The 24,778-nt window shown below is 60.4% G+C and carries 22 protein-coding genes and 2 pseudogenes; 14 read left to right on the plus strand and 10 right to left on the minus strand.

Annotated elements, in window-relative coordinates:
• Positions 1 to 31: 31 nt before the first annotated feature.
• Positions 32 to 544, minus strand: a complete 513-nt coding sequence (locus tag ACGFZ3_RS00800; protein WP_392915100.1) for a hypothetical protein — start codon at positions 542 to 544, stop codon at positions 32 to 34.
• Between the two features lie 251 nt (positions 545 to 795).
• Between ACGFZ3_RS00800 and ACGFZ3_RS00805 the strand changes: the two genes are divergently transcribed.
• The 8 genes and pseudogenes from ACGFZ3_RS00805 (at position 796) to ACGFZ3_RS00840 (ending at position 8,995) form a co-directional block, all read left to right on the plus strand.
• Entirely contained in the window at positions 796 to 1,140 is a 345-nt protein-coding gene (locus ACGFZ3_RS00805) for a hypothetical protein (RefSeq protein ID WP_392915103.1), read from the plus strand.
• 57 nt (positions 1,141 to 1,197) lie between these two features.
• Positions 1,198 to 1,374 (plus strand): DUF3606 domain-containing protein, encoded by a 177-nt coding sequence (locus tag ACGFZ3_RS00810; RefSeq protein WP_392915106.1) that lies wholly within the window; start codon positions 1,198 to 1,200, stop codon positions 1,372 to 1,374.
• A 12-nt stretch (positions 1,375 to 1,386) separates the two neighbouring features.
• Positions 1,387 to 1,797 (plus strand): annotated as a pseudogene (locus ACGFZ3_RS00815) (DNA polymerase ligase N-terminal domain-containing protein); the annotation flags it as partial.
• 267 nt (positions 1,798 to 2,064) lie between these two features.
• Positions 2,065 to 3,960 (plus strand): annotated as a pseudogene (gene ligD / locus ACGFZ3_RS00820) (DNA ligase D); the annotation flags it as partial.
• A gap of 43 nt (positions 3,961 to 4,003) precedes the next feature.
• Positions 4,004 to 4,813 (plus strand): OBAP family protein, encoded by an 810-nt coding sequence (locus tag ACGFZ3_RS00825; RefSeq protein ID WP_392915109.1) that lies wholly within the window; start codon positions 4,004 to 4,006, stop codon positions 4,811 to 4,813.
• A 91-nt stretch (positions 4,814 to 4,904) separates the two neighbouring features.
• Positions 4,905 to 6,680, plus strand: coding sequence for a YbhB/YbcL family Raf kinase inhibitor-like protein (locus ACGFZ3_RS00830; RefSeq protein WP_392915111.1), 1,776 nt, complete (start codon positions 4,905 to 4,907; stop codon positions 6,678 to 6,680).
• A 297-nt stretch (positions 6,681 to 6,977) separates the two neighbouring features.
• Positions 6,978 to 7,880: a manganese catalase family protein gene (locus ACGFZ3_RS00835; RefSeq protein ID WP_392915114.1), complete on the plus strand. Its 903-nt coding sequence runs from the start codon at positions 6,978 to 6,980 to the stop codon at positions 7,878 to 7,880.
• 140 nt (positions 7,881 to 8,020) lie between these two features.
• The gene (locus ACGFZ3_RS00840) at positions 8,021 to 8,995 is read left to right on the plus strand and encodes an NAD(P)/FAD-dependent oxidoreductase (protein WP_392915118.1); all 975 of its coding nucleotides are present in this window, start codon (positions 8,021 to 8,023) and stop codon (positions 8,993 to 8,995) included.
• A gap of 4 nt (positions 8,996 to 8,999) precedes the next feature.
• Here the strand turns inward: ACGFZ3_RS00840 and ACGFZ3_RS00845 are convergent, their stop codons facing one another.
• The 6 genes from ACGFZ3_RS00845 to ACGFZ3_RS00870 all read right to left on the minus strand — a co-directional run bounded on the left by ACGFZ3_RS00845 (position 9,000) and on the right by ACGFZ3_RS00870 (position 14,885).
• Positions 9,000 to 10,199: a sensor domain-containing diguanylate cyclase gene (locus ACGFZ3_RS00845; RefSeq protein ID WP_392915120.1), complete on the minus strand. Its 1,200-nt coding sequence runs from the start codon at positions 10,197 to 10,199 to the stop codon at positions 9,000 to 9,002.
• Between the two features lie 574 nt (positions 10,200 to 10,773).
• Positions 10,774 to 11,331 (minus strand): isochorismatase family cysteine hydrolase, encoded by a 558-nt coding sequence (locus tag ACGFZ3_RS00850; protein WP_392915122.1) that lies wholly within the window; start codon positions 11,329 to 11,331, stop codon positions 10,774 to 10,776.
• Between the two features lies 1 nt (position 11,332).
• A complete protein-coding gene (locus ACGFZ3_RS00855) occupies positions 11,333 to 11,971 on the minus strand; it encodes a DUF6766 family protein (RefSeq protein WP_392915125.1) in 639 nt (212 codons plus the stop codon).
• Positions 11,972 to 12,019: 48 nt separating this feature from the next.
• The gene (locus ACGFZ3_RS00860) at positions 12,020 to 12,517 is read right to left on the minus strand and encodes a ferritin-like domain-containing protein (protein ID WP_392915128.1); all 498 of its coding nucleotides are present in this window, start codon (positions 12,515 to 12,517) and stop codon (positions 12,020 to 12,022) included.
• Positions 12,518 to 13,384: 867 nt separating this feature from the next.
• Positions 13,385 to 13,741, minus strand: coding sequence for a response regulator (locus ACGFZ3_RS00865; protein WP_392915130.1), 357 nt, complete (start codon positions 13,739 to 13,741; stop codon positions 13,385 to 13,387).
• A 1-nt stretch (position 13,742) separates the two neighbouring features.
• Complete coding sequence (locus ACGFZ3_RS00870) at positions 13,743 to 14,885, minus strand: PAS domain S-box protein (protein ID WP_392915133.1); 1,143 nt, start codon at positions 14,883 to 14,885, stop codon at positions 13,743 to 13,745.
• A 160-nt stretch (positions 14,886 to 15,045) separates the two neighbouring features.
• Between ACGFZ3_RS00870 and ACGFZ3_RS00875 the strand changes: the two genes are divergently transcribed.
• The 3 genes from ACGFZ3_RS00875 to ACGFZ3_RS00885 all read left to right on the plus strand — a co-directional run bounded on the left by ACGFZ3_RS00875 (position 15,046) and on the right by ACGFZ3_RS00885 (position 17,751).
• Positions 15,046 to 15,414, plus strand: coding sequence for a response regulator (locus tag ACGFZ3_RS00875; RefSeq protein ID WP_392915136.1), 369 nt, complete (start codon positions 15,046 to 15,048; stop codon positions 15,412 to 15,414).
• A gap of 120 nt (positions 15,415 to 15,534) precedes the next feature.
• The gene (locus tag ACGFZ3_RS00880; protein WP_392915138.1) at positions 15,535 to 15,960 is read left to right on the plus strand and encodes a BLUF domain-containing protein; all 426 of its coding nucleotides are present in this window, start codon (positions 15,535 to 15,537) and stop codon (positions 15,958 to 15,960) included.
• 1,347 nt (positions 15,961 to 17,307) lie between these two features.
• Complete coding sequence (locus ACGFZ3_RS00885; RefSeq protein WP_392915141.1) at positions 17,308 to 17,751, plus strand: hypothetical protein; 444 nt, start codon at positions 17,308 to 17,310, stop codon at positions 17,749 to 17,751.
• Between the two features lie 164 nt (positions 17,752 to 17,915).
• Here the strand turns inward: ACGFZ3_RS00885 and ACGFZ3_RS00890 are convergent, their stop codons facing one another.
• A complete protein-coding gene (locus ACGFZ3_RS00890) occupies positions 17,916 to 18,560 on the minus strand; it encodes a response regulator (RefSeq protein ID WP_392915144.1) in 645 nt (214 codons plus the stop codon).
• A 1,672-nt stretch (positions 18,561 to 20,232) separates the two neighbouring features.
• Here ACGFZ3_RS00890 and ACGFZ3_RS00895 point away from each other — a divergent pair.
• Complete coding sequence (locus ACGFZ3_RS00895; RefSeq protein ID WP_392917508.1) at positions 20,233 to 20,817, plus strand: DUF488 family protein; 585 nt, start codon at positions 20,233 to 20,235, stop codon at positions 20,815 to 20,817.
• Between the two features lie 128 nt (positions 20,818 to 20,945).
• Here ACGFZ3_RS00895 and ACGFZ3_RS00900 read toward each other — a convergent pair whose 3' ends face one another.
• Positions 20,946 to 21,338 carry a response regulator gene (locus ACGFZ3_RS00900; RefSeq protein ID WP_392915146.1) on the minus strand — a complete coding sequence of 131 codons (393 nt, stop codon included), beginning with the start codon at positions 21,336 to 21,338 and terminating at the stop codon, positions 20,946 to 20,948.
• Positions 21,339 to 21,573: 235 nt separating this feature from the next.
• Here ACGFZ3_RS00900 and ACGFZ3_RS00905 point away from each other — a divergent pair, with 235 nt between their 5' ends.
• Entirely contained in the window at positions 21,574 to 22,569 is a 996-nt protein-coding gene (locus ACGFZ3_RS00905) for a magnesium transporter CorA family protein (protein WP_392915149.1), read from the plus strand.
• A 236-nt stretch (positions 22,570 to 22,805) separates the two neighbouring features.
• On the opposite strand, the gene ACGFZ3_RS00910 is transcribed toward ACGFZ3_RS00905, so the two are convergent.
• A complete protein-coding gene (locus ACGFZ3_RS00910) occupies positions 22,806 to 24,197 on the minus strand; it encodes a site-specific integrase (RefSeq protein WP_392915152.1) in 1,392 nt (463 codons plus the stop codon).
• 354 nt (positions 24,198 to 24,551) lie between these two features.
• Here ACGFZ3_RS00910 and ACGFZ3_RS00915 point away from each other — a divergent pair, with 354 nt between their 5' ends.
• Positions 24,552 to 24,698 carry a hypothetical protein gene (locus tag ACGFZ3_RS00915; RefSeq protein WP_392915154.1) on the plus strand — a complete coding sequence of 49 codons (147 nt, stop codon included), beginning with the start codon at positions 24,552 to 24,554 and terminating at the stop codon, positions 24,696 to 24,698.
• Positions 24,699 to 24,778 lie beyond the last annotated feature (80 nt).

Genomic DNA, 24,778 nt, shown 5'->3' on the forward strand with positions numbered 1-24,778 from the left:
GCTCCGACGGGGCCTCGACTTGCCATGCGTCTTAAGGGGCGCGGTAGACAATACAGCGTCGGAACTCACTGAGGGCGGGAAGCACCGTAAGGAGGAGCGCCGGCACGATGGCAAAAAACCACAAGGCGATGGGAGCCAGGTCAAATGCTAGGGCAGTAACGACGTGCGTATCAGGCATAGACCGGTAAACGGCGCCGATTGCGATCCAAGGGGCCAAGTCCAGGATGCTATGAACGTGCTGCTCCAGGGGACGAATGGCTCGCGTGGGATAGGCCACGCGTGTGTCCCAATAGCCTGTGATGGCATGCAGGCACACCAGCGCCAGAAGGATCAAGAAAAGCGGTTGAGACGCTCGAAGGGAGAGCCATAGCAGCGTCGCTGCCCCCAAGATCGCGATCTGCACCAAGTGCAGCGTGGATTCTTTTAGCCCCGACGTGGTTTCGATACTGCTGGCCCTGTGAAGCCGAAAGTCCAACGCCCCTGCAGTCAACCAGAGGAGATACAGGAGGTGCCAAATCGTCACGTCCATCGCTGAGTTGAACATTGTCGCTCCGGGATCGGTTGCAATCACTTCACCGTGACTCCCACGTAATGGGTGCAAGCTTAGCTCTACCGAAAATATTAGAGCACTACCGCTTACGACGGCGTGTGCTTTCGTCGCGCGTGCGAGCATTCGTGTATGAATGGCGACTTGACTATAGCTGCCAGGCGGTTTGACGTCCCCTTGACGCCTTGGTGACACGCCGTGCTCTCTCTGAAGCGGATATTCGTCTCCAACCTTGTTAGGAGAATCGTATGAGCGCTTATCCACAGTTTCTGGCTGCAACACCGCGAGTGACCCGAATGGAAATGGCGGATCTCTATGCGGGCGATGCCACCACCGTGGTCCAGCTGGACGCGGCCCCCTGCGATACGTGGATTCAGAACCTGCAAGGGTTGGTGAGCCGGTCCCCAGAGCTTGCCGGGACACGCGTAGAAGTGGATGGTTCATGGGTCCACTTCATCGGCGTGCGAAAAACGCGAGGCCCCGTTGCAGCTCGCCTATTGGAAGTGATTGCTGCTGCAGGCGAGATGGCCTACGGACCTGTCGCTGTTCGGCCAACAGCGTTCAGCGCGACTCCATCTCCCGCTATGCAGTGACCTAGAGCCGGTAGTTGCTTGGGCCAAAACCATTTAGGACGAACGGAGGAGATCACCGTGACCGACGACAAAAAGAATGCTGGCAGCCCGGACCGCGACCGCATCAACGTCAACGAAGATTACGAGCTCCAGTATTGGACCAAGGCGCTGGGCGTCAGCGCCGAGGAACTGCGGGCGGCGGTGAAGGCCGTAGGTCCCACGGCGGTCGCGGTGCGAAAGCACTTGGGCAGGTGACCGGAGAACGGCATGTCGCTTACGGAATACCGCCGCAAGCGGAGCTTTGACAAAACGAAGGAACCGGAGCCTGGCAAGGCATTGCCGCAGGGGCAACGGGCGATTTTCGTAGTCCAGCTACACCATGCCAGCCGCCGACACTACGACTTCAGGCTCCAAGTCGGGGACGCGTTGAAGAGCTGGGCTGTTCCCAATGGGCCCAGCTACGATCCGAAGGTCAAACGGATGGCCGTAGAGGTGGAAGACCATCCCGTGGACTATGCTGGGTTTGAAGGCGACATCCCCAAAGGGCAATATGGCGGCGGGCACGTCGCCCAGTTTGACCACGGCGTGTGGGCGACGACGGGCGACCCGGAAGCCCAGCTCGCCAAGGGGCATCTTCGGTTCGAGTTGTTCGGCACCAAGCTGAAGGGTGGATGGCACCTGGTCCGATCGGGAAAGTCCGCTAAGCAGCCCCAGTGGCTGCTTTTCAAAGACGAAGATGCCTTCGCAAGCGACGTGGAAGCCGACGATTTGCTTGGCGATGTCACCGCGCCGCCCGCCGAAGATCTGAAGCGCGCGGGCGCGGGGAAGGCCGAGAAGAAGAAGCTCACCGCCGTGGCGTTGCCCAAGAAAGGACGGCGCAAGGCCTGGGCCAAGAAAGCCTCGGCGCTGACCAAGGCCAAGAAAGCCAAAACGCCCGAAGGCCCGTTCGAGCCGCAGCTGGCCAAGCTGGGAGACGTCCCCCCCAAGGGAGACCAGTGGGTTCATGAGATCAAGTGGGACGGTTACCGCATTCTGGCCACGATCGCCGAAGGCCAAGTGCGGCTTTGGTCCCGCAATGCACTGGAGTGGACGTCGAAGATCCCCGAAATCCGGGACGCTGTGGCCACCTTGGGGCTGAAATCAGGCGCATTGGACGGCGAACTCATCGCCGGCAGTGGCACCAAGGAGGACTTCAACCTCCTCCAGGCCACGTTGTCCGGCGAGCGCCAAGGCACGTTGGCTTACGCGGTGTTCGATTTGCTCCACATCGACGGAATCGACATCGCCGATGCGCCCCTGCTGGAGCGCAAGGAGCTCCTGCAAGAACTCTTGGAAGGGAGTCCAGGGCACTTGGCCTACAGCTCGCACATCGAGGGGGACGGGGAATCGGCCTACCAGCTCGCCGGCGACCGCCACTTCGAAGGGATTATCTCCAAGCGGGCTGATCGGGCCTATCACGGTGGCCGGAGCGAGGACTGGAAGAAGACCAAGCAGTTGGCCAGCGATGAGTTTGCGGTGGTGGGCTACACCGACCCCAAGGGAAGCCGCGCCGGCTTTGGCTCGCTGTTGTTGGCCAAGCCGGATCCCAAACACGGGTGGCTTTACGTGGGGCGAGTGGGCTCGGGCTTCTCCGACACGCTCATCAAGGAGTTGAGCCAGTTGATTGGCCGGGCGGGTGGAAAGACGCCCACGGCCCACGTGCCCACCAAGGACACCGACCTGCGGTCAGCGACTTGGTTTGAGCCGCGCTTTGTCGTGGAAGTGTTCTACCGGGGCATTGGTGGGCAACAACTGCTGCGTCAACCCTCGCTCAAAGCGGTTCGGCGAGACAAAGACGTGGCGGACCTGGCCGACTCAGACAGGACGCCTCCAGCGGACAAGGTCACGGATGCTGTCCCGTTAAAGCCGTCCTGGAAGGCGACCAAAAAACCTTCAGCGGGGAGCTCGGCCAAGTCGGCAGGTGAAGCGCGCACGCCGCCCAAACTGTCCAGTCCCACCAAGGTCATCTTTCCGGACATCAAGGCCACCAAACAGGACGTGTGGGATTACTACACCGCCGTGATGGACCATTTGCTGCCCGAGATCATCGGCCGTCCGTTGTCGATCATTCGCTGTCCCAGCGGGACAGCCAAACCCTGCTTCTTCCAAAAGCACCACACGGCCGGCTTGGAGTTGGTGGACTCGGTTCGCCTCAAGGAGGACAGCGGCGTCAACGCGCACTACTTGGTGGTTCGCGACGCGGCCAGCCTGCTGGAGCTGGTGCAGTTCAACTCCCTGGAGTTTCACCCTTGGGGTAGCCACGCGGAGAACCCGGACAGGGCTGATCGCGTGGTCTTCGACTTGGACCCGGGCCCTGATGTTCCTTTCTCCGAGGTCAAAAAGGCCGCCGTGGATATCCGAAAGCTGCTTGAGCAACTGGAACTGGAGTCGTTCTTGCGGGTGTCGGGAGGGAAAGGCTTGCACGTGGTTGTGCCCTTGAACCCCGGGTGCGATTGGGACCTGACCAAGCGGTTTGCCAAGGGCTTCGCCGAGGCATTGTCTCAGTCGGAGCCGACCCGCTTCCTGGCAACCTCGACCAAAAGCCTTCGCAACAAGCGCATCTTTGTCGACTACCTGCGAAACGGCCGCGGAGCCACGGCTGTGGCGTCCTATTCATTGCGTGGTCGGCCCGGCGCGCCCGTGGCCATGCCCATTGCCTGGGGCGAGCTCTCCATGCTGACCCGTGCGGATGCTTTCACCATGAAGGAGGTGCCCGAAAAGCTGAAGCGGCGCCGCAAAGATCCTTGGGCTGACATCAATACGATCCAGCAAAATCTGGCCCGTTGGGCGCAAGACGACTGATTTAGGCCCCCCTGCCTCGAAACCGATTTGGGAGCAAAGCACGATGCGTCGATCCATCCTATCCGCCACAGCCGCGCTTGCCTTGACCGCCTGCGGTGGCGGGAACACCGAATCCAGCGTGCAAGCCCCCGGGGGCGAGGAGACGGCTAAGACCAAGGCGCTGGAGACCGGCGCGGCGGTGCTGCAGGACCGGCCGCCCATCGAGGCCATCAACGCCTACCTGGACGGCTTCCACTTCTACAACGGCAAGATAGACGTGCAGATGGAAGCGCACCACTACTGTTCGATCCTCAACGAGGACGTTATTCAGTGCACGATCTACGATGGCAACGTAAAAGACGCCAAGCTGATGGGCGTGGAATATATCGTCAGCGAGAAGCTGTTCTCTGGGCTCCCCGAACAGGAAAAAGCCCTTTGGCATAGCCACGTCCAAGAGGTGAAATCTGGCCAGCTGGTTGCGCCGGGCATCCCGGAGGTGGCTGAGCACGAGCTGATGGAAAAGCTGATTCGCACGTATGGGAAAACGTGGCACACCTGGCACACCGACTTGGATAAGGACCTGCCAAGAGGCATGCCCCAGTTGATGATGGGCTTCACGGCCGATGGGCAAGCCGACCCTGCGATGGTGGCCGCTCGTGACGCCAGGCTTGGCGTCAGCAGCGAAGACAAGCGAAAGCGCCGCGCAGATATAGCGCTGCCGACGATCGACCCTGGCGCAGACGCTTGGCAGGAGGGCACCGTAGTCCAGATCGAAGACCCCAGCGGGGCGCATGCCCATGACACGGAAAGCAGCGTGCAGAAGCGGTCCAGCCCCGATGAGAACGCGAAATCGAACGGGCCGAGCAAGCGGTAGCCACGTCTCACGCTCCACTCGCATGGCCCTCGCACCAAGTTGATGGTGCCGGATTGATGATTCAGGTCTCAGTTCACCCGGACCTGCGCCCATGAAACAGACCCTCGTATACGCCGCTCTGCTGTGCGTCTTAACTGGACCCGTGCTTGCCCAGCAGGGCGATGGGACGGACGTTCCCGCCCGGGTCAACACCTTCAAACCCGACAAAGTCCCCGCTACTGACCAGCGCATTGCCGCGCTGAAGGTGCCGCAGGGATTCGAGGTCAAGGCCTTCGCCAAGGACCTGAAGAACATTCGGATCATCGCCGTTGCTCCCAACGGCGACATTTACGTCTCCCGTCGGGAGCAAGGCGACGTGTTGCTCTTGAAGGACGCGAACGAAGACGGTGTCCTTGATGAGGCGCCTAAGGCAGTGACCCACCGACCGAACATTCATGGGTTGGCAATCGGAGGCGGACAGCTTTACATGGCTACCCCAACCGAGGTCTTTCGAGCGCCCATCAATGCAGACGGTTCCCTGGATGCCGTGGAGCGAATCATCAACGATTTGCCGGACGGCGGACAGCATCCCAACCGGACGATGGCGTTCGGCCCAGACGGCATGCTCTACATCAGCGTGGGCTCGTCCTGTAACGCATGCAACGAGACCAACCCGGAGCATGCCGCCTTGTTGCGGTCAACGCCGGATGGCAAAAGCAGGACGATCTTTGCCAGTGGGCTGCGAAACACGATCGGCTTCGCGTGGGACCCGAAATCCGGCGAGTTGTGGGGCATGGATCACGGCATCGACTTCCTAGGCGATGACGTCCAGCCGGAGGAACTGAACCACATCGTCAAAGGCAAGCAGTATGGCTGGCCGCACATTTGGGGGAAGGACGGACAAAACCCGCAGAGCACCCCGCCGGGGGAGATCACGAAGGCGCAGTGGGCTCAGATGAGCGAGCCCATGACGCTGGGCTATACCGCCCATGCCGCCCCCATGCAAATGGTGTTCTACACGGGCAGCCAGTTCCCGGCGGACTACCGGGGCGATGCGTTCGTCACCATGCGTGGCTCATGGAACCGAAAGCCCGCTTCTGGTTACGAGGTGGTTCGGGTTCGCTTCCGCAACGGGCAGCAAACGGCCTTTGAGCCGTTCTTGACCGGGTTCCTAGTCGATGGGGGCCAGAAGCATGTGGCACGGCCGGTGGGGCTGGCCATCACACGCGGCGGGGCCCTGTTGGTGGGCGATGATGCCAATGGGACGCTCTATCGGGTGAGCTACAGTGGCGGCATCCCTGCTGCAGCGCAGCCCACCGCGATTCCTTCGCAGTCCCTTGAGCGGCAGGTCACCGCCGGGACGGGCGTTCCGTTGGTCTTGGAGCGCACTCCCGAAACAGCGTCCCTTGCGGTGCAGTCCCCGGCTTTCCAGGATGGTCAACCCATGCCCAAGCGGTTCAGTGCGTATCACGAAGGCGTATCGCCCCAGCTGACGTGGAACCCCGTGGCAAAGGCGGTGACCTACGTGGTGATCGCCGAGGATCCCGATGCCTCACCCATCAAGCCCTTCGTCCACTGGGTCGCCTGGAACATCCCGGGATCTCTGACTGGTCTCCCGGAGGGTCTCCAAACTCAGCCGCGGCTGACCGATCCCGAGGGCGTGCTTCAAGGGGCAACGAGCCGCGGCTCGATCGGCTACTACGGGCCGAAGCCGCCAGTGGGGGATCCACCGCATCACTACCATTTCCAGATCTTGGCATTGGACGCTTCATTGGACGTTAGGCCTGGGGCGACCCGCGATGAAGTGCTCAAGGCAGCCAAAGGCCATGTGATTGGCAAGGGCCAGCTCGTGGGGACCTATCAGCAGACCGATCCTCCTCTGAAGTAAACCCGCTCCGCCGCTGACCAGGTCGGCGTATAGGTGATCGATGGCTACACCGCAACCGGTCAAGTGCGCAGCCCTAGGCAATGCCGCCCAGACGGTTCGGGCGGCGGCCTTCTGAAGGAAGCTCGTAGTTGCATAAACGTTAGGCGGTGGTCAGGAGCGCGTGTGCGAGAGGAAGGGTTTTTCATCACGGTTTTCTACGGGGCGTCAATGCCCGGGCAGGCAACATACCCATGCCGCAGAGGAGATGACGACTCTTCCATTAAGGCAAGCCATAGCCAGCCCCAAGGAGACGCGCAAATGTTTCTTCACCACAAAAAGTTGATGTATACGGTTCGGGTCAAAGAATCCAATCCCGCCTTGGCGGCCTTGATGCTCGAGCAGTTCGGAGGTCCGCAAGGCGAACTGGCCGCAGCGATGCGGTATTTCACGCAGGGTCTCGGCGAGGCCGATCCGGGCCGCAAGGACCTCCTAATGGACATCGCCACTGAAGAAATCAGCCATCTTGAGATCATCGGCACGATTATCGCGATGCTCAACCGCGGCCCCAAGGCGATTCAGTCTGAGGGCATGATGGAAGCCGAAGACATGCGTTTGATGAGCCAAAACAGCACCAGCCACACCGAGCAGATTCTGTATGGCGGTGGTCCCGCGTTGGTCAACTCAAGCGGTGTGCCTTGGACGGCTGCATACATCGACAGCATTGGCGAGCCCACTGCGGATTTGCGATCGAACATCGCGGCAGAAGCACGCGCGAAGATTGTCTACGAACGGCTCATAAACGTGACCGATGACCCGGGCATCAAAGACGCCCTCCGGTTCCTCATGACCCGTGAAATCGCACACCAAAAATCGTTTGAAAAGGCGCTTTACAGCATCCAGCCCAACTTCCCTCCGGGCAAGCTGCCAGGGGACCCTGCATTCACCGACCTCTACATGGACATGTCGCAAGGCGACGGCGACGTAGAGGGCAGCTGGAACAGCGGCGAGCTTTGGGAGCGTGTCACCGACCGTGACGCTCAAGCGGCCTTGGACGGTGGGGACGGAAGCTGCGACGTGGACCTCAGCGAAAGGGAGCAAGTCGCCGTGGAAGCCATGGCTGCGAGAACTCTCTCTGATCCCGACGCGCGCCCGGCGACGGGCGCAGAACTGGGCGCTGGCCCCGGTGCCGGGGCCGTGGACGTCAATCCCCGTGAGCCGTGACCAGTTTCAACTGTAGCCCGCCGTTAGGCGGGCTTCACAGTGGAGAAAGCCACTATCGCGCGCTTTCATGACCGCACTAGACAGAGACGTAACAGGGCCCCACCCAATCGCTCCAGCGGCCCACGAGGGAGCGGCCGACGATGATCCATCCCAGCATCGAATCTTCCGAACACCTGCCTCCCTTCGACGCAGTCGTGGTCGGCGGAAGCTATGCAGGCATGTCTGCTGCTTTGCAGCTGGCCAGGGCGTGCCGCACGGTGCTGGTCATAGATCACGGTCGGCCGCGCAACGAGCGTGCTGCAAGGGCCCATGGATGCTTGGGCTGGGACGGGGTGCCTCCTGGCCAAATCCTTGAGGTGGGACGTCGGCAGCTCCTCGCCTACGACCGAGTGCAATGGGCGAACGATCAGGTCATTGAGGCCACCGGCTGTATCCAGACGGCCTTCGCTGTCCACTGCGAGTCCGGTGACCACTACCACGCAAGGCGGGTAATCCTCGCCCATGGGGTGGTGGATCGGTTGCCCGACATTCCAGGGCTCGCAGAGCGTTGGGGCGAAACGGTCCTCCATTGCCCTTACTGCCATGGCTATGAAATCTGCGGAACAAACATCGGCGTGCTTATTGCGTCCAAAGCGGAGGCAATGGACCAGGTCAAGGCGCTCTCACAATGGGGCGCCGTCACGGCCTTCCACGCCGCAACGCTCTCAGCGGCCGAGATGGAAGAGCTTTCAGCGGAGCTGAAGGGCATCGACGTGACGTTAGAAGAAAGTCCCTTAGCGGGTGTGACCGGCAAAGCGACCTTGAACCTCGCGGACGGAAGCGTGCGTGACGTGGAAGCCTTGTTCGTTCACCCTGAGACCTGTTTGGCGTCGGACTTGGCTACGCGCATGGGCTGCGAGACAGAGGATGCAGGATGCATCACCACCAATTCGGCCAAGCAGACCACCGTAGCGGGGGTGTTTGCGTGCGGGGATGCGGCCCGGTTCGCTGGGAACATTGCCTTGGCGGTGGGTGAAGGGGCATTGGCAGGCGTGGCTGCTCACCGTTCCTTGCTGGGTTGCTTCCCTGACAGATCGCTAAAGGCTCACGAACGCTCTTGTTTCCGACGAACGTAGAGCTTCAGGTCTGCGCGATTGATGGTGTCGCCGACCGACGCATGAGGTCGGCTGACGGCGCAGCCCCCCGAAAACCGAATTTGCGCTTCATCGCGTGAGCCCGGTAACAGGTTTCCAACTGTTCCATGCGCTCGGGCGTTGCGCCCGGAACGAAGACGAGGAATTCATCGCCCCCAAGGCGGATGACGGCCTCGTTGTCTAGCAGCTTGGACGCTAGAAACGCAGCAAACTTGACCAGCACCGCGTCCCCTTCTGCGTGCCCTTGGGTGTCGTTGATTTCCTTGAAGTGATCCAAGTCGAAGACCAGGCATCCCCAAACGTCGAACTGACGTTGAGCGAGCTCGGTGAGATAGCGCCGATTGAAGCATCGGGTCAACGGATCCCGGATCGCCAGCTCCTGGAGTTGTTGTTCCTGCAGGTGTTGCGTGGTGACGTCTTGGGCGTGCCCCAGCACATAAGGCGGGTCTGCTTCAGTATCGACCACATTGTGGTAGGCCCAGAAGCGCCGAGATCCATCCGAGGCGATGAGTTCCATCAGCCCTGAGTCGCTCAGATCCTCTTTGATCTTGGCCAGATAAGCTTGGAAATACATATGCCTGTCTGGCGGCAGGACCGATGACAGCGGGCAGCCGAGGAGTTCGTGCTCTTCCCGCCCCAGGGACAATGAGGCGGCCGGGTTTATGGAGGTGATGATCCCCTCTAGGGTGTGGGTGCAGATCAGCCCCATGCTGTGCTGGAATAGGCGGCGGTATTTCGATTCGCTGCGCGTCAAAGCGTCTCTAGCAGCCCTCTCAAGCGACACGTCCTGGACCGCCCCGATCAGCCGTGTGCCCCGACTATCTTGGACGCGCTGGCCGACGACATGAACCCAGATTCGCTCTCCGTCGGCTCTGGTTGAAGGCACCGTTAGATCAATCGGGGTGCCGTGCTCGGTGCAGTTGGCGAGGGCGGTCTGAACGGGCTCTTGCGCTGCCTCAGGGTAGAAGGATAAAGCGGCTTCCAAGGAGGGGGACGCATGAGGGGCCCCATGAATAAGGCGCGTCTCTTGGGTCCACTCCAGCTCATTGGTATCAACGTCGAGTTCCCAGCCGCCCACCTTGGCCAAGGCGTTGGTCTGCTCGAGCAGCGTCTGGCTTCTTTGCAGGTCTCGGTGAAGCTCAGTGGCATCGGCTATACGGTCGAGAAGCTGTGCTCGTTTTTCCATTCCGACTGCGGCGGCCTCAGCCGAGGATTGAAGGGCCGCCCTCTGGGACGTTGTTACTCTGCCAGGCGTCTGGCTTAGCAGACACAAGGTGCCCACGCGATGGCCCCCAGCCACCTGAATTGGTGCTCCCACGTAGTGTCGGACATAGGGGGGCCGAGCACCAACGGGTTCTTGCAAAATTTGGGGTCAATTGACGCGTCTTCCACCTCGAAGACATCGTCAGAAAGAATTGCCCACGTGCAGAAAGAGATGTCGCGTGGCGTCTCACGCGTGCCCTCTAGGCCTGTTTGGGATTTGAACCATTGGCGTCCCCCGTCTACCAGCGAGATCAACGCGATGGGCATCTCTGCCGCGAATCGTGCAGCCCGGGTGAGCGAATCAAAAAAGGGCTCTGGATCTGAGTCCAGAATGTTCAATGAGCGCAAAGCAGACAGGCGGTCTTGCTCAATCACTGGCGTCCCCCTTTGGGTTCAGGCAGAGATGGCTAAAAGGGTAAGCACATTCCCGCCAGCTTTTCGTGAACCGCGTCGTATACGAGGCCTCAGCGATCCACCGGCGTGGGAGGGGCTGCAGACTATCCATGATCGCCATGTAGGCCCATAAGCACCGCCGACGTGCAAACCTCGACGCCCCCTGTCGAGCGCAGCAGCTTCAGCGCGGCCTGTCTGCGTTCCGCAATGCAGGCCGTGGCGTCTGATACCACCACCGTCGAAAATTCGCGAGAGTTTGCTTCGATCGCGGTGGCGAGCACGCAAGAGTCCAATGCCATGCCGACAAGCACCAACTGGTCGACGCCCAGCTTGGCGAGAAGCACCGTCAGCGGCGTGGCGAGGAAGGCCGAGTGCTTCGGCTTGAGCAGCGTGTAGTGGTCCGGCCCCGGGAAAAGTAACTTGGCGATGTCCCCCGCGGGTCCTTCCTCGTGCCGACAGACTTCGGCGAGCTGGTGGAAGCCGCACTTCCAGTCACCGAAGTTGTCATTGGCGTAAATCACCGGCCATTGTTTTTCGTCGAAGATGTTTCGGAGTTGGCGCACCTTCTTGGCGGCCTTGAGGGCCAGGGGCGCAAGTCTTTGGCCGTCTGGGAAATCGAAACGGGAGAAGAGATCGATGATAATCAGGGCGGGGCGGCGCATGTCAGTCCCCCGTCTGCGAGTGGGGGGCCTCCACTGCCTTGGACTGAGGTGAATCCTTCTGGCGGAGGAAAATGGTGAGCACGACCAAGGCGAACACGGCCAGAAACTCGCTCTGCCAGTTCTGCATGGACTCAAACCAAAAGTCGCTGCTAAACAGGTGCTCAAGGAAGCTGGGAACAGGCAAGTGATGCAAGCGTGCTTCGTCGGACCGTGCTCGCCAACTGCCTAAGGCATGGAGCGCAAAGGAAATCGCGAACAAGCTCAAGAAAGCTATCGCCAAGGAATGGCCGTAGACTTGTTTCCAAAGACCCCCGCGACGGACGGGCCAAGGCGCCGGCCCGTCGGCAACTTTTGGTTCCTCCTCACTGGGGTCGATAGGGCGCGATTCTGCGGAGCCACGCTGGCGCAACCGAACTGTGAGTAGGACATACATCCCCATTTGCAAGAACTCGCTCTCCCAGTTCTCGAAGGTCGCGCTGCTGAAGTGCCCCGTGGTCAAGTAGGTGCCGAAGCCCACGGCAGCTTGCCCGTGTTGCGCCAGCTCCTCGTTGTGAACGTTCCAACCTGTCACGGCCTGGGCGATCAAGAACAGCACCGTAAGCACGGCGAGGACAATCGACAACCCGTTTCGACGCCACATGGTTTCTATCCAGATCAAGGGCGGGCCCGAGGCCCGCCGGTCATTTCGTTATTTGCTTGCCGCGGCCTTCTGATTGCCCCCTTGTTCGGCGAGCAGGGTGAGCTTCTCGTCGGTGGACTTTTCTTCCTCAAGGGTCTCCAGAAGATAGGGCAGGGCATCTTTGTATCCCAGCTGCTTGGCAAGCGCTGCGATGGTCCCGTAGGAGGCGATCTCGTAGTGCTCGACCTTCTGGGCGCCACCGATCAGCGCGGCGTCACGCACAGGCCCCTTCTCAATCGACTCGATCACTTCCTTGCTTTCTTCCACCAGCCCTTCCATGGCGGCGCACTTGATGCGCTTGAGGCGGATTCCCAAGACTTCCACGACCTGGTCGATTCGCTCGATCTGACCAACGGTCTCCTCCAAGTGGGTCTCGAAGGCCGCCGCTAGTTCGGGGTTCTCCGCCGCGCGGGCCAAGCGGGGCAGGGATTTCGTCAACTGCTTCTCAGCGCTGTAGATGTCAGACAGCTCGTGCACGAACAGCTCTTCTGCGGTCTTAATCGCCATGCGTAAAATTCCTGGATTGAGGATGGGAGAAGTTCAACCTTGGACCGGATCCAGCGGACGTTATGTGAAGGGCGGTTGAAACTTTCGTGATTCTCCGGCCGCCGTGTAGTTGACGGCGGTTAGTGCCGCGATGGGCCGTCCTTCTCACAGAGCACTTACCAGGTGATGATAGCCAAGGGCTTAGCAACGAAAGGAGTCCGTTGAGGGCCTCTCAGGCACGCCGAAGCGACTGCCACGCGAGGCGAAAACGCTCGCAGTCCGCCCCGGCTCCAACATTGCGTCGGTAACGAGGGAGGCGACGTCGAGGGGTGATGGAGGGATAGGCGACCAAGGCCAAGAGTAGCGATACAAGCCCCACCCGGGGCGCCGCGTCCTCGCGTTGGTGCCATGCCCAGAAGGGCCTCGTTCCCATAGAAGGCGAGGTCGGAGTGTGGAAGAAACCCTTGGAAAGCTGCCCAGCCATGCGCCCCCGAGTTGAAATCGACAGCTTGCTGTGCGATCTACAAAAGCAGCTTCCTGGTTGGTCAGAAAAGTATGAAGAGCAGGTCTCCGGTTGCTTGCTGCAGCTCTTGACCTTGTTTGCGCGGCGGCGGACCCGAACGTGCGTGAATACGCACTGGAGCGGACAGGGATGCCACTTCCTGGAAGCGATGAGCAGTTTCTAAGGAGCCGTTACTCAAAGCCTCAGTAGAAGCCACTAACCGCTTTCGAAACCAGTCCATAGACCCCAGGGCGGGTCGGCGCGGTCCACGCCCCGTTTCACGAACCAAATCCTGCGGGGCAGATCTACGACTGGGTCGACAGGGAAGGAACGCTGACCGTTAGTGTGGCCATAGGCGTCCGTAGGGGCAGGGTGCGCTGGGCCTGCTAGCCCAGATGGTCGTGGATCGCAGTGATCAGCTGTTTGAAGCGATAGGGCTTTGGAAGGAACCGAGCGTGAGCAGGGATGGGGGGCAGCTGTGCCCGCTGCAAACCAGAGACCACCAGCACCCGGGCGGACGGTTGGGTCTCGGCGGCCTCTTGTGCCACATCCAAGCCGGACACGCCCTCAGGCATGTTCACGTCTGTCACGACGATGGCGTATTGAGTTGCTCCGCGCAGCAACGTGATGGCTTCGACGCCGTTCGCAGCGGGGGTAACGGAAAAGCCCTGTTGGGAGAGGGCTTCAACCACAACCGAGCGAAGGTCGGCCTCGTCTTCTACAAATAGGACGTTGATCGGCATATCAGGGCTCTGAAACGGGGAAGCAAAGGGTGATGGCGGTGCCCTTCCCTGGCTCACTGGTCAGCAGAGGGAATCCGCCCGACTGGGTGGTGAACCCGAACACCTGGCTCAGCCCCAGTCCGCTGCCCCGTCCGACGGGCTTGGTAGTGAAGAACGGCTCGAAGACCCGCGCCTGCTGATCCGTCGGAATGCCTTCTCCATCGTCCGTGACCCGCAAGCAAGCACAGGTTCGCGGGCCAGCCTCTGACACCGAAGGGTCGCTGATTCGCTGCATAGCCGCCGTGATCCGCACATGCCCGCCTGTCGGCATGGCGTCCCGGCTGTTGCACACCAGATTAAGGATTGCCGATTCCAACTGGCTCTTGTCTAGGTAGAGGGTAGGAAGTCCTGGCTCCGCCTCCATCGCCACTTCGATGCTCTCGCCGGCGGACCGCTGAAGCAAGCTTTTCATCTCCGCCAAGACCGTGCCCAGGTCGAGCGCCTCGTGGGCCAAGGGCTGACCCCGACCGAAGGTCAGAAGCTGGCGGGTCAGCAGCGCCCCGCGCTCCGCTGCGCGCAATGCTGTGTCGACCAGCCGGGACACGACGGGGTCCTTGACCCGGACGGCGACCAGGTCCAAGCAGTTCACAATGATGGCCAGCAGGTTGTTGAAGTCGTGGGCCAAGCCCAAAGTGAGCTTCCCGATCGCCTCCATCTTCTGGGCTTGAAACAGGCTTTGCTGGGTTTTTAGCAGTTTTTCGTTGGCCTCAAACCGCTCGGTGATGTCCCGCGTGATCTTCGCGAACCCTAACAGCTGTCCGTCGACCCAGATGGGGTCAATGACAACACTGGCGTGAAAGCGCGAGCCGTCCTTTCTCAGCCGCCAGCCCTCGGCAACATAACGACCTTCCTCAGCCGCCGTGCGCAGGTTTCGCGCCGGCATGCCCTCCGCGACCTCGTTGGGTAGATAGAACCGGGAAAAGTTGGTGCCGATGACCTCGGCCGCGTCGTATCCTTTGATGCGCTGGCCGCCAGGGTTCCAAGTCTGGATGGTGCCGTTCTTGTCGAGCATGTAGATAGCGTAGTCGGTGACGGAATTGACCAACAACGCAAACTGACGAGACTCATCGTTCAAAACGTCTTGCGGGTTCTGCGTTGGGAGCACTGCGGTTCCTTTTTGGGCTCAGACGGGCCGAAAGGCTCGCTAAAATGTGCGGTGAATCAAGTATTTGACGCGGTGTTTACACAGGCCTTCGCCATAAGGATCACACTAGGATGAAAACGTGGTGTGAAGAGGCTGTCAACGCAGCCCGAAGGATATGGCAATGAGTGCCGACAAAAAAAGGCTGAACGTCTTCTTGGTCGAGGATGAGCCGGCGTTGATGTCTGTCCTTGAGGAGTCCGTTAGGACGCTGGGATACGACGTGAGCCAAAAGGCGGGGGGGCTGCCTGAGGCGCTTGGCTGCGTTGAAGGAGGCGATTTTGATATGGCCATGCTCGACGTGAGCCTTCGCGGCGAGGACTCCTTCCCCGTCGCCGATGCGCTGTTACGGTTAGGCATTCCCTTCGTCTTTACCACGGGATTCGGATCAGCCCATCTCCCTGAGCGATTCAAGGGGACTCCTCTGATGGAAAAGCCGTTCCGATTGAAAGAGCTCAGAAGCACGCTCCAATCCCTATCCCCCGGCGCCTAAGCCGCTATCTGGCCATGCTGAAAGCATAGGGGGGCGGCTTTGACGTCGTCTGCGACTGGGGGCTTCGTCTGATACTGGCGGTCGGGAAGAGAGGGGCGGGAGACCGTATAGGAGGACAGCATGTCGTTGCGAGCACTCGCATATGTCAGCCACGTCGTGGGCCCGTGGGATCGGATGAGCCTGGATGGGTTGATAGCTAAAGCCGCGGATTTCAATTCGGAAGCCGATGTAACGGGCGTCCTTCTCTTTGATGGGCACCGCTTCCTTCAATACTTGGAAGGCCCCGAGGAAGGAGTAGATGCGGCCTATCACCGGGTTTGCATCTCGACCTCCCATTCGGATTTGATTGTGCTGAGCCAGGGCCCGTTGGCCCGCCGCTTGGTCCCCTATTGGCGCATGCATTGGCTCCTGGCCGACCCCGGCCAAGTTCGCAACGTCGCCCACGCCGACTGGATGGGCTTTATCCGATCCGAGAGACGCAGGGAGAGGCCGAGGTCGGCAATGGAGCACCTGCTGTCCTACCTCAACCCGCATGTCCCGGCATAGGGGAGCACGCGTGTGTGTTGGACACATTGGCAGAGCTTGCGATGGGTGCCGCTCTCCCTACTGCATCATCTGCACCGGCTGCCAGCATGATGTAGCCGGGGAGCGAGCGTTCGGAGCATCTGGTCGCCCCTCCATTATCGAACTGGCTAGTTGCACTGGCAAGCTGGAGTGCAATGCCTGAAAGGCGGACATACCCACCAGGGGGCAGCAAATGGTCGATCACTCAATGCGACATTGGCTTGTTACCCCAGTCAACAAGGGATGGTCAGTGACGCCAGGGTGGCTTCCAGCGATTCCCGAGGAGTCCCCGATCTTCTATCAGCACTTCGGGGATGCGTTCAAGTGCGCGTTTGAGATGGCTCGGCGAGAACAGGCCCGCACTGGTATCCCGTCTGGGGTGCGGTGGAGAGACGCCGAGGGCAAGTGGTGCGAAAAGGCCGTGCCAGATGGATAAGCTTGCTGCTTGTCGTTGGGACGCGGGTTTCCGTGCACAATGGTCAGGTCCTGACTACTGAAACACATTGGTCTGGGGAAACGACATGTTATTTTTTGATCGACAGCCGAACAGGGCGCGGCAGGAGTGCCGTCTTTGTCCGCCCCGCCGATCTGAGGGTAGGTAGCTCTTCATGGGCAGTAAAGAAGCTGATGGTCGTCAAAGCAGCGTTACGCTAGCCATTGCGGGAAGGAACTACACCGCGGAGGTATGGCAAGAGTCGCCCCAGGATTGGCGCCTGTTAGAGGTGCGCTTGCACGGGGGTGCCAGCCATGCTGAACCGACCCCATCCTTTCCCACCTTGCTGGAAGCGCTTCTGCGCGCTGAAGCCGTCGCAAAGGAGCTCATCGCGCTCGAAGGTTAAGAGTCGCGGGAAAGCGCTTCGAAGGAGACCGGGGGGCGATGAAGCTGCCGTTGATACCGGCCGACCTACAACGGTCCGTCATGGCATAGCATCGTTGGCGTGCTGCAACAGCCGACAAGAAATTGACCCTGCTCGCGGCGTCAAGCGCTGCTACCCTGACCGCCCCGACCAATGAACCCCGTGGGCCGGGCGCTCGTCCCAACGCCTAGGAGCTTGCCATGGAACGAGATCGGGAGGACTCGCCGATCCCCGGTGCGCAGCAGCAATGAAACGCCCCTGGAGCAGCCCGTCAGGGAAGCTCGAACTGACCGCAGCCAGGCCGTCGCTAAAGGTGACTTCCCGGCCGGTGAACCGGATCGTCATATGTTCCAGTGAAACGCCTGGGAGCGAATAAGAAGGGCGACGCCGATGGCCTCTCCTACAATGAATAGATGGCGTCGCAGCGTCGAATGGCCTTGAACTTCGGAGGGGCTGCTGGCAAATTGGCCCCATGAGTAAGCTGCTTCAGCCAAGCTCCGAAGATCAGCAGCTCCGCTTGTTGGCGGACCTGTGCATGGTGGCGCAGGGCTTTCACCCTTCTCGCCGCCGAGCGGATGAGCTGATCGCGGATGGGTTGATCTGGGTCTTGATCGCGAAGCCTCCGAAACATGGACTGACTACTTTGGGAAAGGCCACCCTGATCTCTCTCGTATGCCAGGGAACCTCCCTCGACCCCTCACAGCTCGCCGATGCCGCAAAGCGTGTGGACTCCGCCGTGACGGCATTTGCGGCCAGCACGGCGCTCCTCGACGAACTTGAGACCCAAGCGCGCGACGGTAATCGATTGATACCCACTATCGAACAGGGAGGGTTTTTGATTTGGCGACTCTCCAACCAGCCGAACGAGGCGCCAAATGCCCTCCCGGCCGTGGCGCCCACCGAAGGCGGCAGCTAGACGGGGTAGACGGGGGCTGGACTGCTGGCGTTAGAGTCCGAAGGTAAGCAGCAGAGGGTTTGCGCGATGATCTTGTAGGAATACGGCAAGCCGGTCAAACCACGCCCAGGTTTCGCGTTTCCCTCGTCAGTGACTTGCTTTTATGGCCCCTGAGTCTCGTGTTCCTAAATGACTCCTATCTCTCTTGCTTTTCTTACGAGCTCTACGGTTCCGTGGACGCCGAGCTTCCGAGACATTACGAACTTGTGGTGTTCGATGGTTCGGGTCGAGAGTCCCCTGGCGTATCCGATTTCTTTTGCTCTCAGCCCTTGACCGAGTTGCTTAAGGATGCCCACCTGCGTGCCGCTCAGGCCGTGTGATAGGGCCGGATCCAAGCACCCTCCCGAAGCCACGACCCATGGGGATACATACCTGCCGCCCGCCCATACCACCGCCAACGCCTGGAGCAATTCGGCTTCGTCCGAAGCCTTTGAGAGATAGCCCCCAGCGCCCCGACGCATGGCAAACGCCGCCTCCGCCGCGTCGCGATGCCTCGTCAGGAACAAGAACGGAAAGGCGAAACCCTCCGATTTTGCAACCCTCATTGCATCGAGCCCAGAGATGAGCGGCAGCGCCGTCTCCGCGATTACTAGATCTGGAGGCGATCTCCGCACGCTTCTGAGCAGCTGCTCACCGGAGACAACCAGTTCGATCGTGTCCGCCAAGTTGGAACAGATTCTTGCCAGCCCTTCGGCGACAATCAAATGGTCGTCCGCTATCAACAGCCTTCGGATTTTCTGACAACTCTCTGGTCGCGGCTGGTTCAACACTACTGCCCTCCGTCAACATTGTCTATTGTGGTTGCAGCTGTCCATCAATCAAAGTGTCGCTGAAAACTGCTGGATGTTGACCCACCCTACAGGGCGGCCGGGGCTAAGACACCCGTAGATAAGGAGGGTAATATTCGGTATTTCTACTTAAGCATTCAAGTGGCATTCCTTCGAAGCGGATGACCTGTAACCTAACATGTAGCGTGAGCGGCGAATTTGATTCGTCCTGACCCCAAGCTGCCGACTTACGAACAACTTAAGCGCCCTTTGCCGGGCACCCGAGCGCGCACCGCGTTCCACGTAATGCGGGTTCTCTGGGGGCTGCACCCTAGCCTAGCGCAGGGATTCGGCGCGCAGGGAAGGAGTGTGTAGGAGCATCTGCACAAATGCGCAGGGGGATCGCCAAGGTGCGAAAGACAAGACATCGCTGGGTTTGCCGCGAAGTCTAAGGCACAAAGTCCTTTCCCACTACCCAGTGGCCTGCCGATGATCTAAGCACCCGAAGCGTCTCTGCATCCACCACAGGCGCCCTCACGCCAGCAATCAATAATGAGACCATGCGCAGACATGTATCCCGATCCTCAAAGGTTTCCCGCGCGTCGATTAGCACGATGCCGTCGCGCGTCTTAAGCCGCCAGCGCCAGCCCGCTGCTCCCGTGACGTGCGCCCAGATGCCACGCCTCTGGTGGATTTCGATATACACCCACTTCCCCTGTGGAAACGCTTACCAAGAGTCTAGCAACTGGGCGCCTCAGCGGTAGATGGCTTTCGACATATGCCGAAGCTGAAATATTCAGTCAAGAGCTCAGGGTGGGGGGCGGGAAGGGCATTTTGAGGACCCCGAGGATGGCGTGTCGGTCGCATACCAGAGGACCCAGCGCTCGTCGCTGCACCCCAATGTCATGGAACCCGGACGTGGGACGAAGCCTGGCCCCTATTGGAGCATGCGGTGGCTGCCGGCCGGCCCCAGCCAATTGCGGACGACGGTGAAAGACGACCGGGCCGGAGTTTTTCGCTCCCCCGCACGTCTGATTGATCCAGTCACGGCGATGGAACACCTCCACAGCGACGTGGAGCCTCACATCGGCGGGGCGGCGGCATAGAGACTGCCACGCCATGGACAGCGGATCGTATCCGCCGGGCGATGGGCCGGCCCTGCGCCTACAACGGTCAGTGCGCCCCGCGCTTTCCACGCATCGGCGTCGGGGCTTTGGTTCCCGCCATGGGAAAGGCTGAACTCGAGTCTTTAAACGTCGCTCTCTCAGCGGCGACGCGCTTTCCCTTCACAGGGACCTCGCCCTGGGCACATGTATCCATGGGTAGGTTGCGGTCACCCACCAACGAAGATCGCCATGGCCGAGCTAAAAGAGAACCTTTGGGCCCAGTGCGGGGCGCAGGTGCAACAAGACGCCCAGCCAGAGAACCTTGACGCTTCGGTGAAGGTGTGAGGCCTGATAAGGTGCCTCACTTGAGGCCGCCGTCTGAGAACCCAGCGATGTCAGGCGACAAGAGCAATACCCGCGACCGTGATCGCGGCCGCACTAAGGTGAATGTAGACTACGAGCGTCTCTGTTGGACGACGGCCTTAGGGAGTCTCTGCGGATGAACTCCGCGAAGTCGGCAAAGCGGTAGGGCCGACAGCTGCAGCACTGCAGCGGCACCCAGGCAGGTAATCCCCACCCGCTCCCATGGGCTGCACACCGTGCAATACGGCACCACAAACCCATCAACTGTCTGGACCATTGGCCACTCCACTCGGCCCTGGGACGAGTTCCTGCGGCTTCTGTCCGCGCATGATATCGCGGCCATTGCGGATGTGCGCCGCTTCCCAGGCTCTCGTCGCCACCCTTGGTTCGCCTCCGAGCAAATGGCCCACGCACTGCCGACTGTTGGCGTGGTGTATGTGTGGGTGCCGGAGCTCGGTGGTCGGCGCAGGGTGCAGCCGGACTCTCCGAACGACGCTTGGGATAACGCCGCTTTCCAGGGCTATGCGGACCACATGGCTTCTGCCGAGTTCGCCAGTGGCCTAGAGAAGGTCATCTCCCTTGCGGGCGCGCACCGGACAGCGCTTATGTGCGCAGAGGCACCGTGGTGGCGCTGCCATCGACGCCTTATTTCAGACTTGCTGACCCACCGGGGCCATGAGGTGCTGCACATCGTGTCTAGCGCAGAGCCCAAACCCCATCCGCTGAATCCCATGGCACGTGGGGTGGGCCAGGACCTAATCTATCCCGCAGCCCAGCATGAGCTGTTCTAAGCACCCCCATAACTTGGCGAGAACCCGCCGCCGTCGCCTTGGCCGCAAGACGTGACGGTGCTGTGGAGGTGACCAACAGCGCCGTAAATCCTGGCCACAGAAGCCCCACTTTGGAGTAAGTTGGAATGTCAGGCCCTGGCGGGAACACCGGCGGCGCGGGCTTCTTCAAGGGCATTGATCAATGCAGTAATGCGAAACGGTTTAGCGAAGAAGGGAGCCCATCTATGGCGTTCCGGCACCGCGGTCGCGCTGGCCCCGGAGGCAAAGACATACGGGACGCGCGCAGACTGGAGCCGGTCGGCGACCTCCTCGGCGCTGTCACCCAATAGCCGCCAATCCAGCACGGCCGCCGCAAGCGACCCGACCTCGATGTGCGCCAAGGCCTCAGGCGCTGACCTGGCGAGGCGAACGTCGTATCCAGCCATGGACAGCACCTCGCGAAGCAATGGAGCAAACGCGGCGTCGTCCTCCAGCAGAAGAATATCACCGTGCACGGCGGGGTAAGCTTGGGTGGAGTTCATGGGAGGGCGCTTGGGGCGGGGCTTTGATGCTATGCCTCGCTGTGTGAGCAGTGGCTCACAGGAGCCGCTGTTCGGATGCCTCGCAACCCTGGTTACGTCCGACGGGCACAAGACGACTCGCGGAGAGCGCCTACCGAGCCGGTTACAAGCCTCATTGCGTAACCGATTGCCACTGCGTTGACCCTCCTTTCCAATCTTCACGCTGGGTCTAGCCTGGCCTGCGCAAAATTTGGCCATGGACACGTCTGTCGCCCCCTCCACTGGTGTCACCATCACCCTCTATCGAGAGCAACACAGCTGCTCGTTAGATGTATTGGAACTACGTAACAACGTGCCCGGGGACGACGAGTTGCTCTGGGTTGACCTATGCGGCGCGAGTGAGGCGGAGGTAGCGCGGGTTTGGGGTGCATTGGACTTGGGAGAGGGATCGTTACCGACCAGGCCGATCGCCACCAATCCCCGTCTGGAGAAGTTCGCCAACCACTTCATGGCGCGCGTCGTTGCTGTTCTGCCCGGGGCGAACCTCGACTTTCGAGGCGCCGTCCTCACCATCGTGGCCGGACCCAACTTCGTCCTGACCCACCACGCTGAGGACATCGAGTTCTTGGCGGAGATGCGGGCCCGGGAGCCTGAGACGGTCTGTGATATCGGTTGCTTGGGCGAGGCGAGCTTTGTTGCCGCGTTGCTCGGCTGGCACTTGTCCACGTATTTCTCCGCAGTGGGCCTGTTTGAGGTCGAGATCGAGCGCCTGGAGAGCCGCATCCTGTCCGACCAGCCGCCGGGCCGATCGGCGTTGCCTCAACTCTGCGCCCTTAGGGGAGCGGCCTCACGGCTCCGTCGAATGCTTGCGCCCCACCGGGTCGTGTTCGACGGGCTGTCGCGGCCGGACTTTGTTCCCGACGGGGCAGAGGACGTGGCCCGCCATTTGCGCGACTTGGATGACCGCTACGAGCGGGCCTTGGACGTGGTTGAAAACGCCCGTGAGCTCGTGGTTGGAAGCTTCCAGCTGTTCAGCACCCAGACCGAGCTTCAGACCAACGAGCGCATGAAGCTGCTGACCTTTGTCACGGTTGTGACGGGTCTGCTGGCCGTCATCGCCGGCGCGCTCGGCATGAACTTCGAGGCCAACTTCTTCAGCCTTAAAACCGAGGGGTTCTGGATTGCTGTTGCCTTCATGGTTGGACTCGGTTTGGCTTCAATCTTGATCGGCCGCAGGCGTGGGTGGCTGTAGAGATACTCCGTCGCCGCACTCCGTTACCCAGAAGCTCCGCCGGCGACCGTAGTGCCGGTTAAAGGCATAACGCCGGCGTTACCATCAGGCTTTTCTTGCACGTCGTCGTCTTCCCAAGGCGCGCATGTGATCGGCAGGATCCGCCTGGGCGAGGATTGGCAGGTGAGAGTCTCGGTCTTCGATGCCGGGCGCTGAGGAGCGCCCTTGCCACCCGCACTCACCTCACTGCTCCTTCCTCATGGATAGAACTTCCTCGGGTCAGCCAGCTGCGCTTTGAACTGTCCAGCCTGGTAGACCGGCAGCTTCACGTCAGGCCGATACTGTTCAAACATCCTGATTTGCTTGAGTCGTGCCTGCGCTGGCTTCTTGTGGAAATACGCCTCATGCAGCACCGGCACCCGCTTGCTGACGGAGTGGCCTGTGATCAAGGCAATGTCTTCGTCCGAGACGCCTAGGTGATGGAGCTCGGTTGCGATGGTGTGGCGAAACGCGTGAAAGCCGACGCCAGAAGCGAAGCCGAGATCCTTCATGTAGCGACTGAACTGGTTGAGGATGCCTGCGCTGTAGCGCGTATTTGCTTCCCCAGTGTCGCGTCGCACGCCGGCAGAGAGGTGCGGGAATAGCCTTGGATGCCCGCATGCACGGATGTCTTCCACGAAGAGCAGGAATCCTGCGTCGAGCAATGGTTGGGGGATGGGCAGGGTGCGGACCGCGGCTTTGCCTTTTAGGCTTTGACGGCTTCGATTCCGGTCTTTGTGGCTAAGGTCGCTATCAACGGTCTTTTGGATGCGGATGCACCAAACCCCGCTCTCCTGAACAATGTCCGCAAGCTTCAGCTGAGCGACTTCATTGATGCGAGCCCCCGTATAAAGCCCGATCATCGGCACCCACCAGCGGTGAGGTGTTTTGATTGCCCAGGGGATGAAGGTCTGGGGCGCGAAAATCCGCTGCAGGTCCGCCTCATCGAACAACCTCTCCGCTTTGTTAGGATCGACCACCAAGTCCTTCTTGACCTCTGCAAAGACCCTCATGGGCGACGCCGCGATTGCCTTTGCGTTTTCGAGGCGAGTGAAGAACGTGCACAAGAAGCGACGGTGCTTTTCAAGTGTCGCCGGCGCTGGTGGGCTGACACCAAGTTTTTTCCCTTGCGCAACCACTTCATCGAACGTCCAGTTGCGATAGACAGGATCAGAGAGCAAAAGAGGCGGAGCCCAGCGCATGAGATCCCAAAGGCGATAGATGTGCGCGTGGTCAATGCGTGAGACCGGGATCTCGCCACAGGCCATTTGAAGCAGCTTGAGGGTCCTGGCGGTGGCCTCGATGGTGTTGCGGGCCAGCCCCATGCGCTCGCGGTCAGCCAAGTAGTCGCTGATCTCCACCGAAAGAAGCCGCGCGGGAGCCGCAACGGGCAATGGCTCTGGATAGCGGGTGCCGTGCTTGCCAAGGCGCGCACGCCGGGCACGCTCGCACGCATCGTTGATGATTTCCTGCGCGTGGATGGCGGCCTCGCGGCCGCTGACAATCATCTCGCCGATGCGGACACGTCCGATACGAACGTTGGTGAGTTTGAGCGCGCCAATGGGGTCGGCCAAGAAAGAGTTGAGGTGTTGTTGAGCGGGTGAGTTCACTGCGTTGCTTCCATCTGAAGGATGGAAGTAGGGATACGACAGGCTTAAAAATCGTCAATCAAAAATGGTCGTTTTCTTTCTGGCCTTAGGCGTTGCCCAAAGCGCCCCCTTTTGGACAATCATGCTCAAGATTATTCCGACGCCGAGTTGGATATTTCGACAGGAAAATCAAGGGGTTGACTTGGCGCGGGACATACTTTTTCGGAGTCATTAGTGTACTGTTTAACGGATATAAGCTAACCAACTGACTATTTGAATATGAACGCCAGATAAACCACGAATGTATCCTAACAAGGATTCAGGGCGAATTTCATATCCTTCGATAGTCACCAAGTGGTGGTGAGGAGAGACGCGATGGCGAAGAACGAACAGACGGGGCCGAAAGCAGCCAAGGCCGCAAGTGATGTTTTGCGCGACGGTCGAACCGGCGACAAGTCCAAGGCCGCAGCAGCCTCAGCGCTAAGCCAAGCCCCCGACAAGGGGAAGAAAGGCAAGAAATAGTTCCACGGACCGGCATCGGTCGGTGCCGGTCTCTTTTGGGGCGTGAGAGCCAGGGAATCACATGAGTAAGGTTGCACCGG

This window comes from Stenotrophomonas sp. NPDC047960, assembly GCF_043204395.1.
Lineage (GTDB): Bacteria > Pseudomonadota > Gammaproteobacteria > Xanthomonadales > Xanthomonadaceae > Stenotrophomonas.

Coding starts and splice junctions, on each gene's coding strand:
- ACGFZ3_RS00865 (WP_392915130.1), bottom strand. CDS start 13,741: ATGCCGATCAACGTCCTATTTGTAGAAGACGAGGCCGACCTTCGCTCG.
- ACGFZ3_RS00830 (WP_392915111.1), top strand. CDS start 4,905: ATGAAACAGACCCTCGTATACGCCGCTCTGCTGTGCGTCTTAACTGGA.
- ACGFZ3_RS00885 (WP_392915141.1), top strand. CDS start 17,308: ATGAGTAAGCTGCTTCAGCCAAGCTCCGAAGATCAGCAGCTCCGCTTG.
- ACGFZ3_RS00840 (WP_392915118.1), top strand. CDS start 8,021: ATGATCCATCCCAGCATCGAATCTTCCGAACACCTGCCTCCCTTCGAC.
- ACGFZ3_RS00800 (WP_392915100.1), bottom strand. CDS start 544: ATGTTCAACTCAGCGATGGACGTGACGATTTGGCACCTCCTGTATCTC.
- ACGFZ3_RS00850 (WP_392915122.1), bottom strand. CDS start 11,331: ATGCGCCGCCCCGCCCTGATTATCATCGATCTCTTCTCCCGTTTCGAT.
- ACGFZ3_RS00880 (WP_392915138.1), top strand. CDS start 15,535: ATGTCGTTGCGAGCACTCGCATATGTCAGCCACGTCGTGGGCCCGTGG.
- ACGFZ3_RS00845 (WP_392915120.1), bottom strand. CDS start 10,199: ATGGAAAAACGAGCACAGCTTCTCGACCGTATAGCCGATGCCACTGAG.
- ACGFZ3_RS00875 (WP_392915136.1), top strand. CDS start 15,046: ATGAGTGCCGACAAAAAAAGGCTGAACGTCTTCTTGGTCGAGGATGAG.
- ACGFZ3_RS00825 (WP_392915109.1), top strand. CDS start 4,004: ATGCGTCGATCCATCCTATCCGCCACAGCCGCGCTTGCCTTGACCGCC.
- ACGFZ3_RS00905 (WP_392915149.1), top strand. CDS start 21,574: ATGGACACGTCTGTCGCCCCCTCCACTGGTGTCACCATCACCCTCTAT.
- ACGFZ3_RS00805 (WP_392915103.1), top strand. CDS start 796: ATGAGCGCTTATCCACAGTTTCTGGCTGCAACACCGCGAGTGACCCGA.
- ACGFZ3_RS00860 (WP_392915128.1), bottom strand. CDS start 12,517: ATGGCGATTAAGACCGCAGAAGAGCTGTTCGTGCACGAGCTGTCTGAC.
- ACGFZ3_RS00855 (WP_392915125.1), bottom strand. CDS start 11,971: ATGTGGCGTCGAAACGGGTTGTCGATTGTCCTCGCCGTGCTTACGGTG.
- ACGFZ3_RS00835 (WP_392915114.1), top strand. CDS start 6,978: ATGTTTCTTCACCACAAAAAGTTGATGTATACGGTTCGGGTCAAAGAA.
- ACGFZ3_RS00900 (WP_392915146.1), bottom strand. CDS start 21,338: ATGAACTCCACCCAAGCTTACCCCGCCGTGCACGGTGATATTCTTCTG.
- ACGFZ3_RS00915 (WP_392915154.1), top strand. CDS start 24,552: ATGGCGAAGAACGAACAGACGGGGCCGAAAGCAGCCAAGGCCGCAAGT.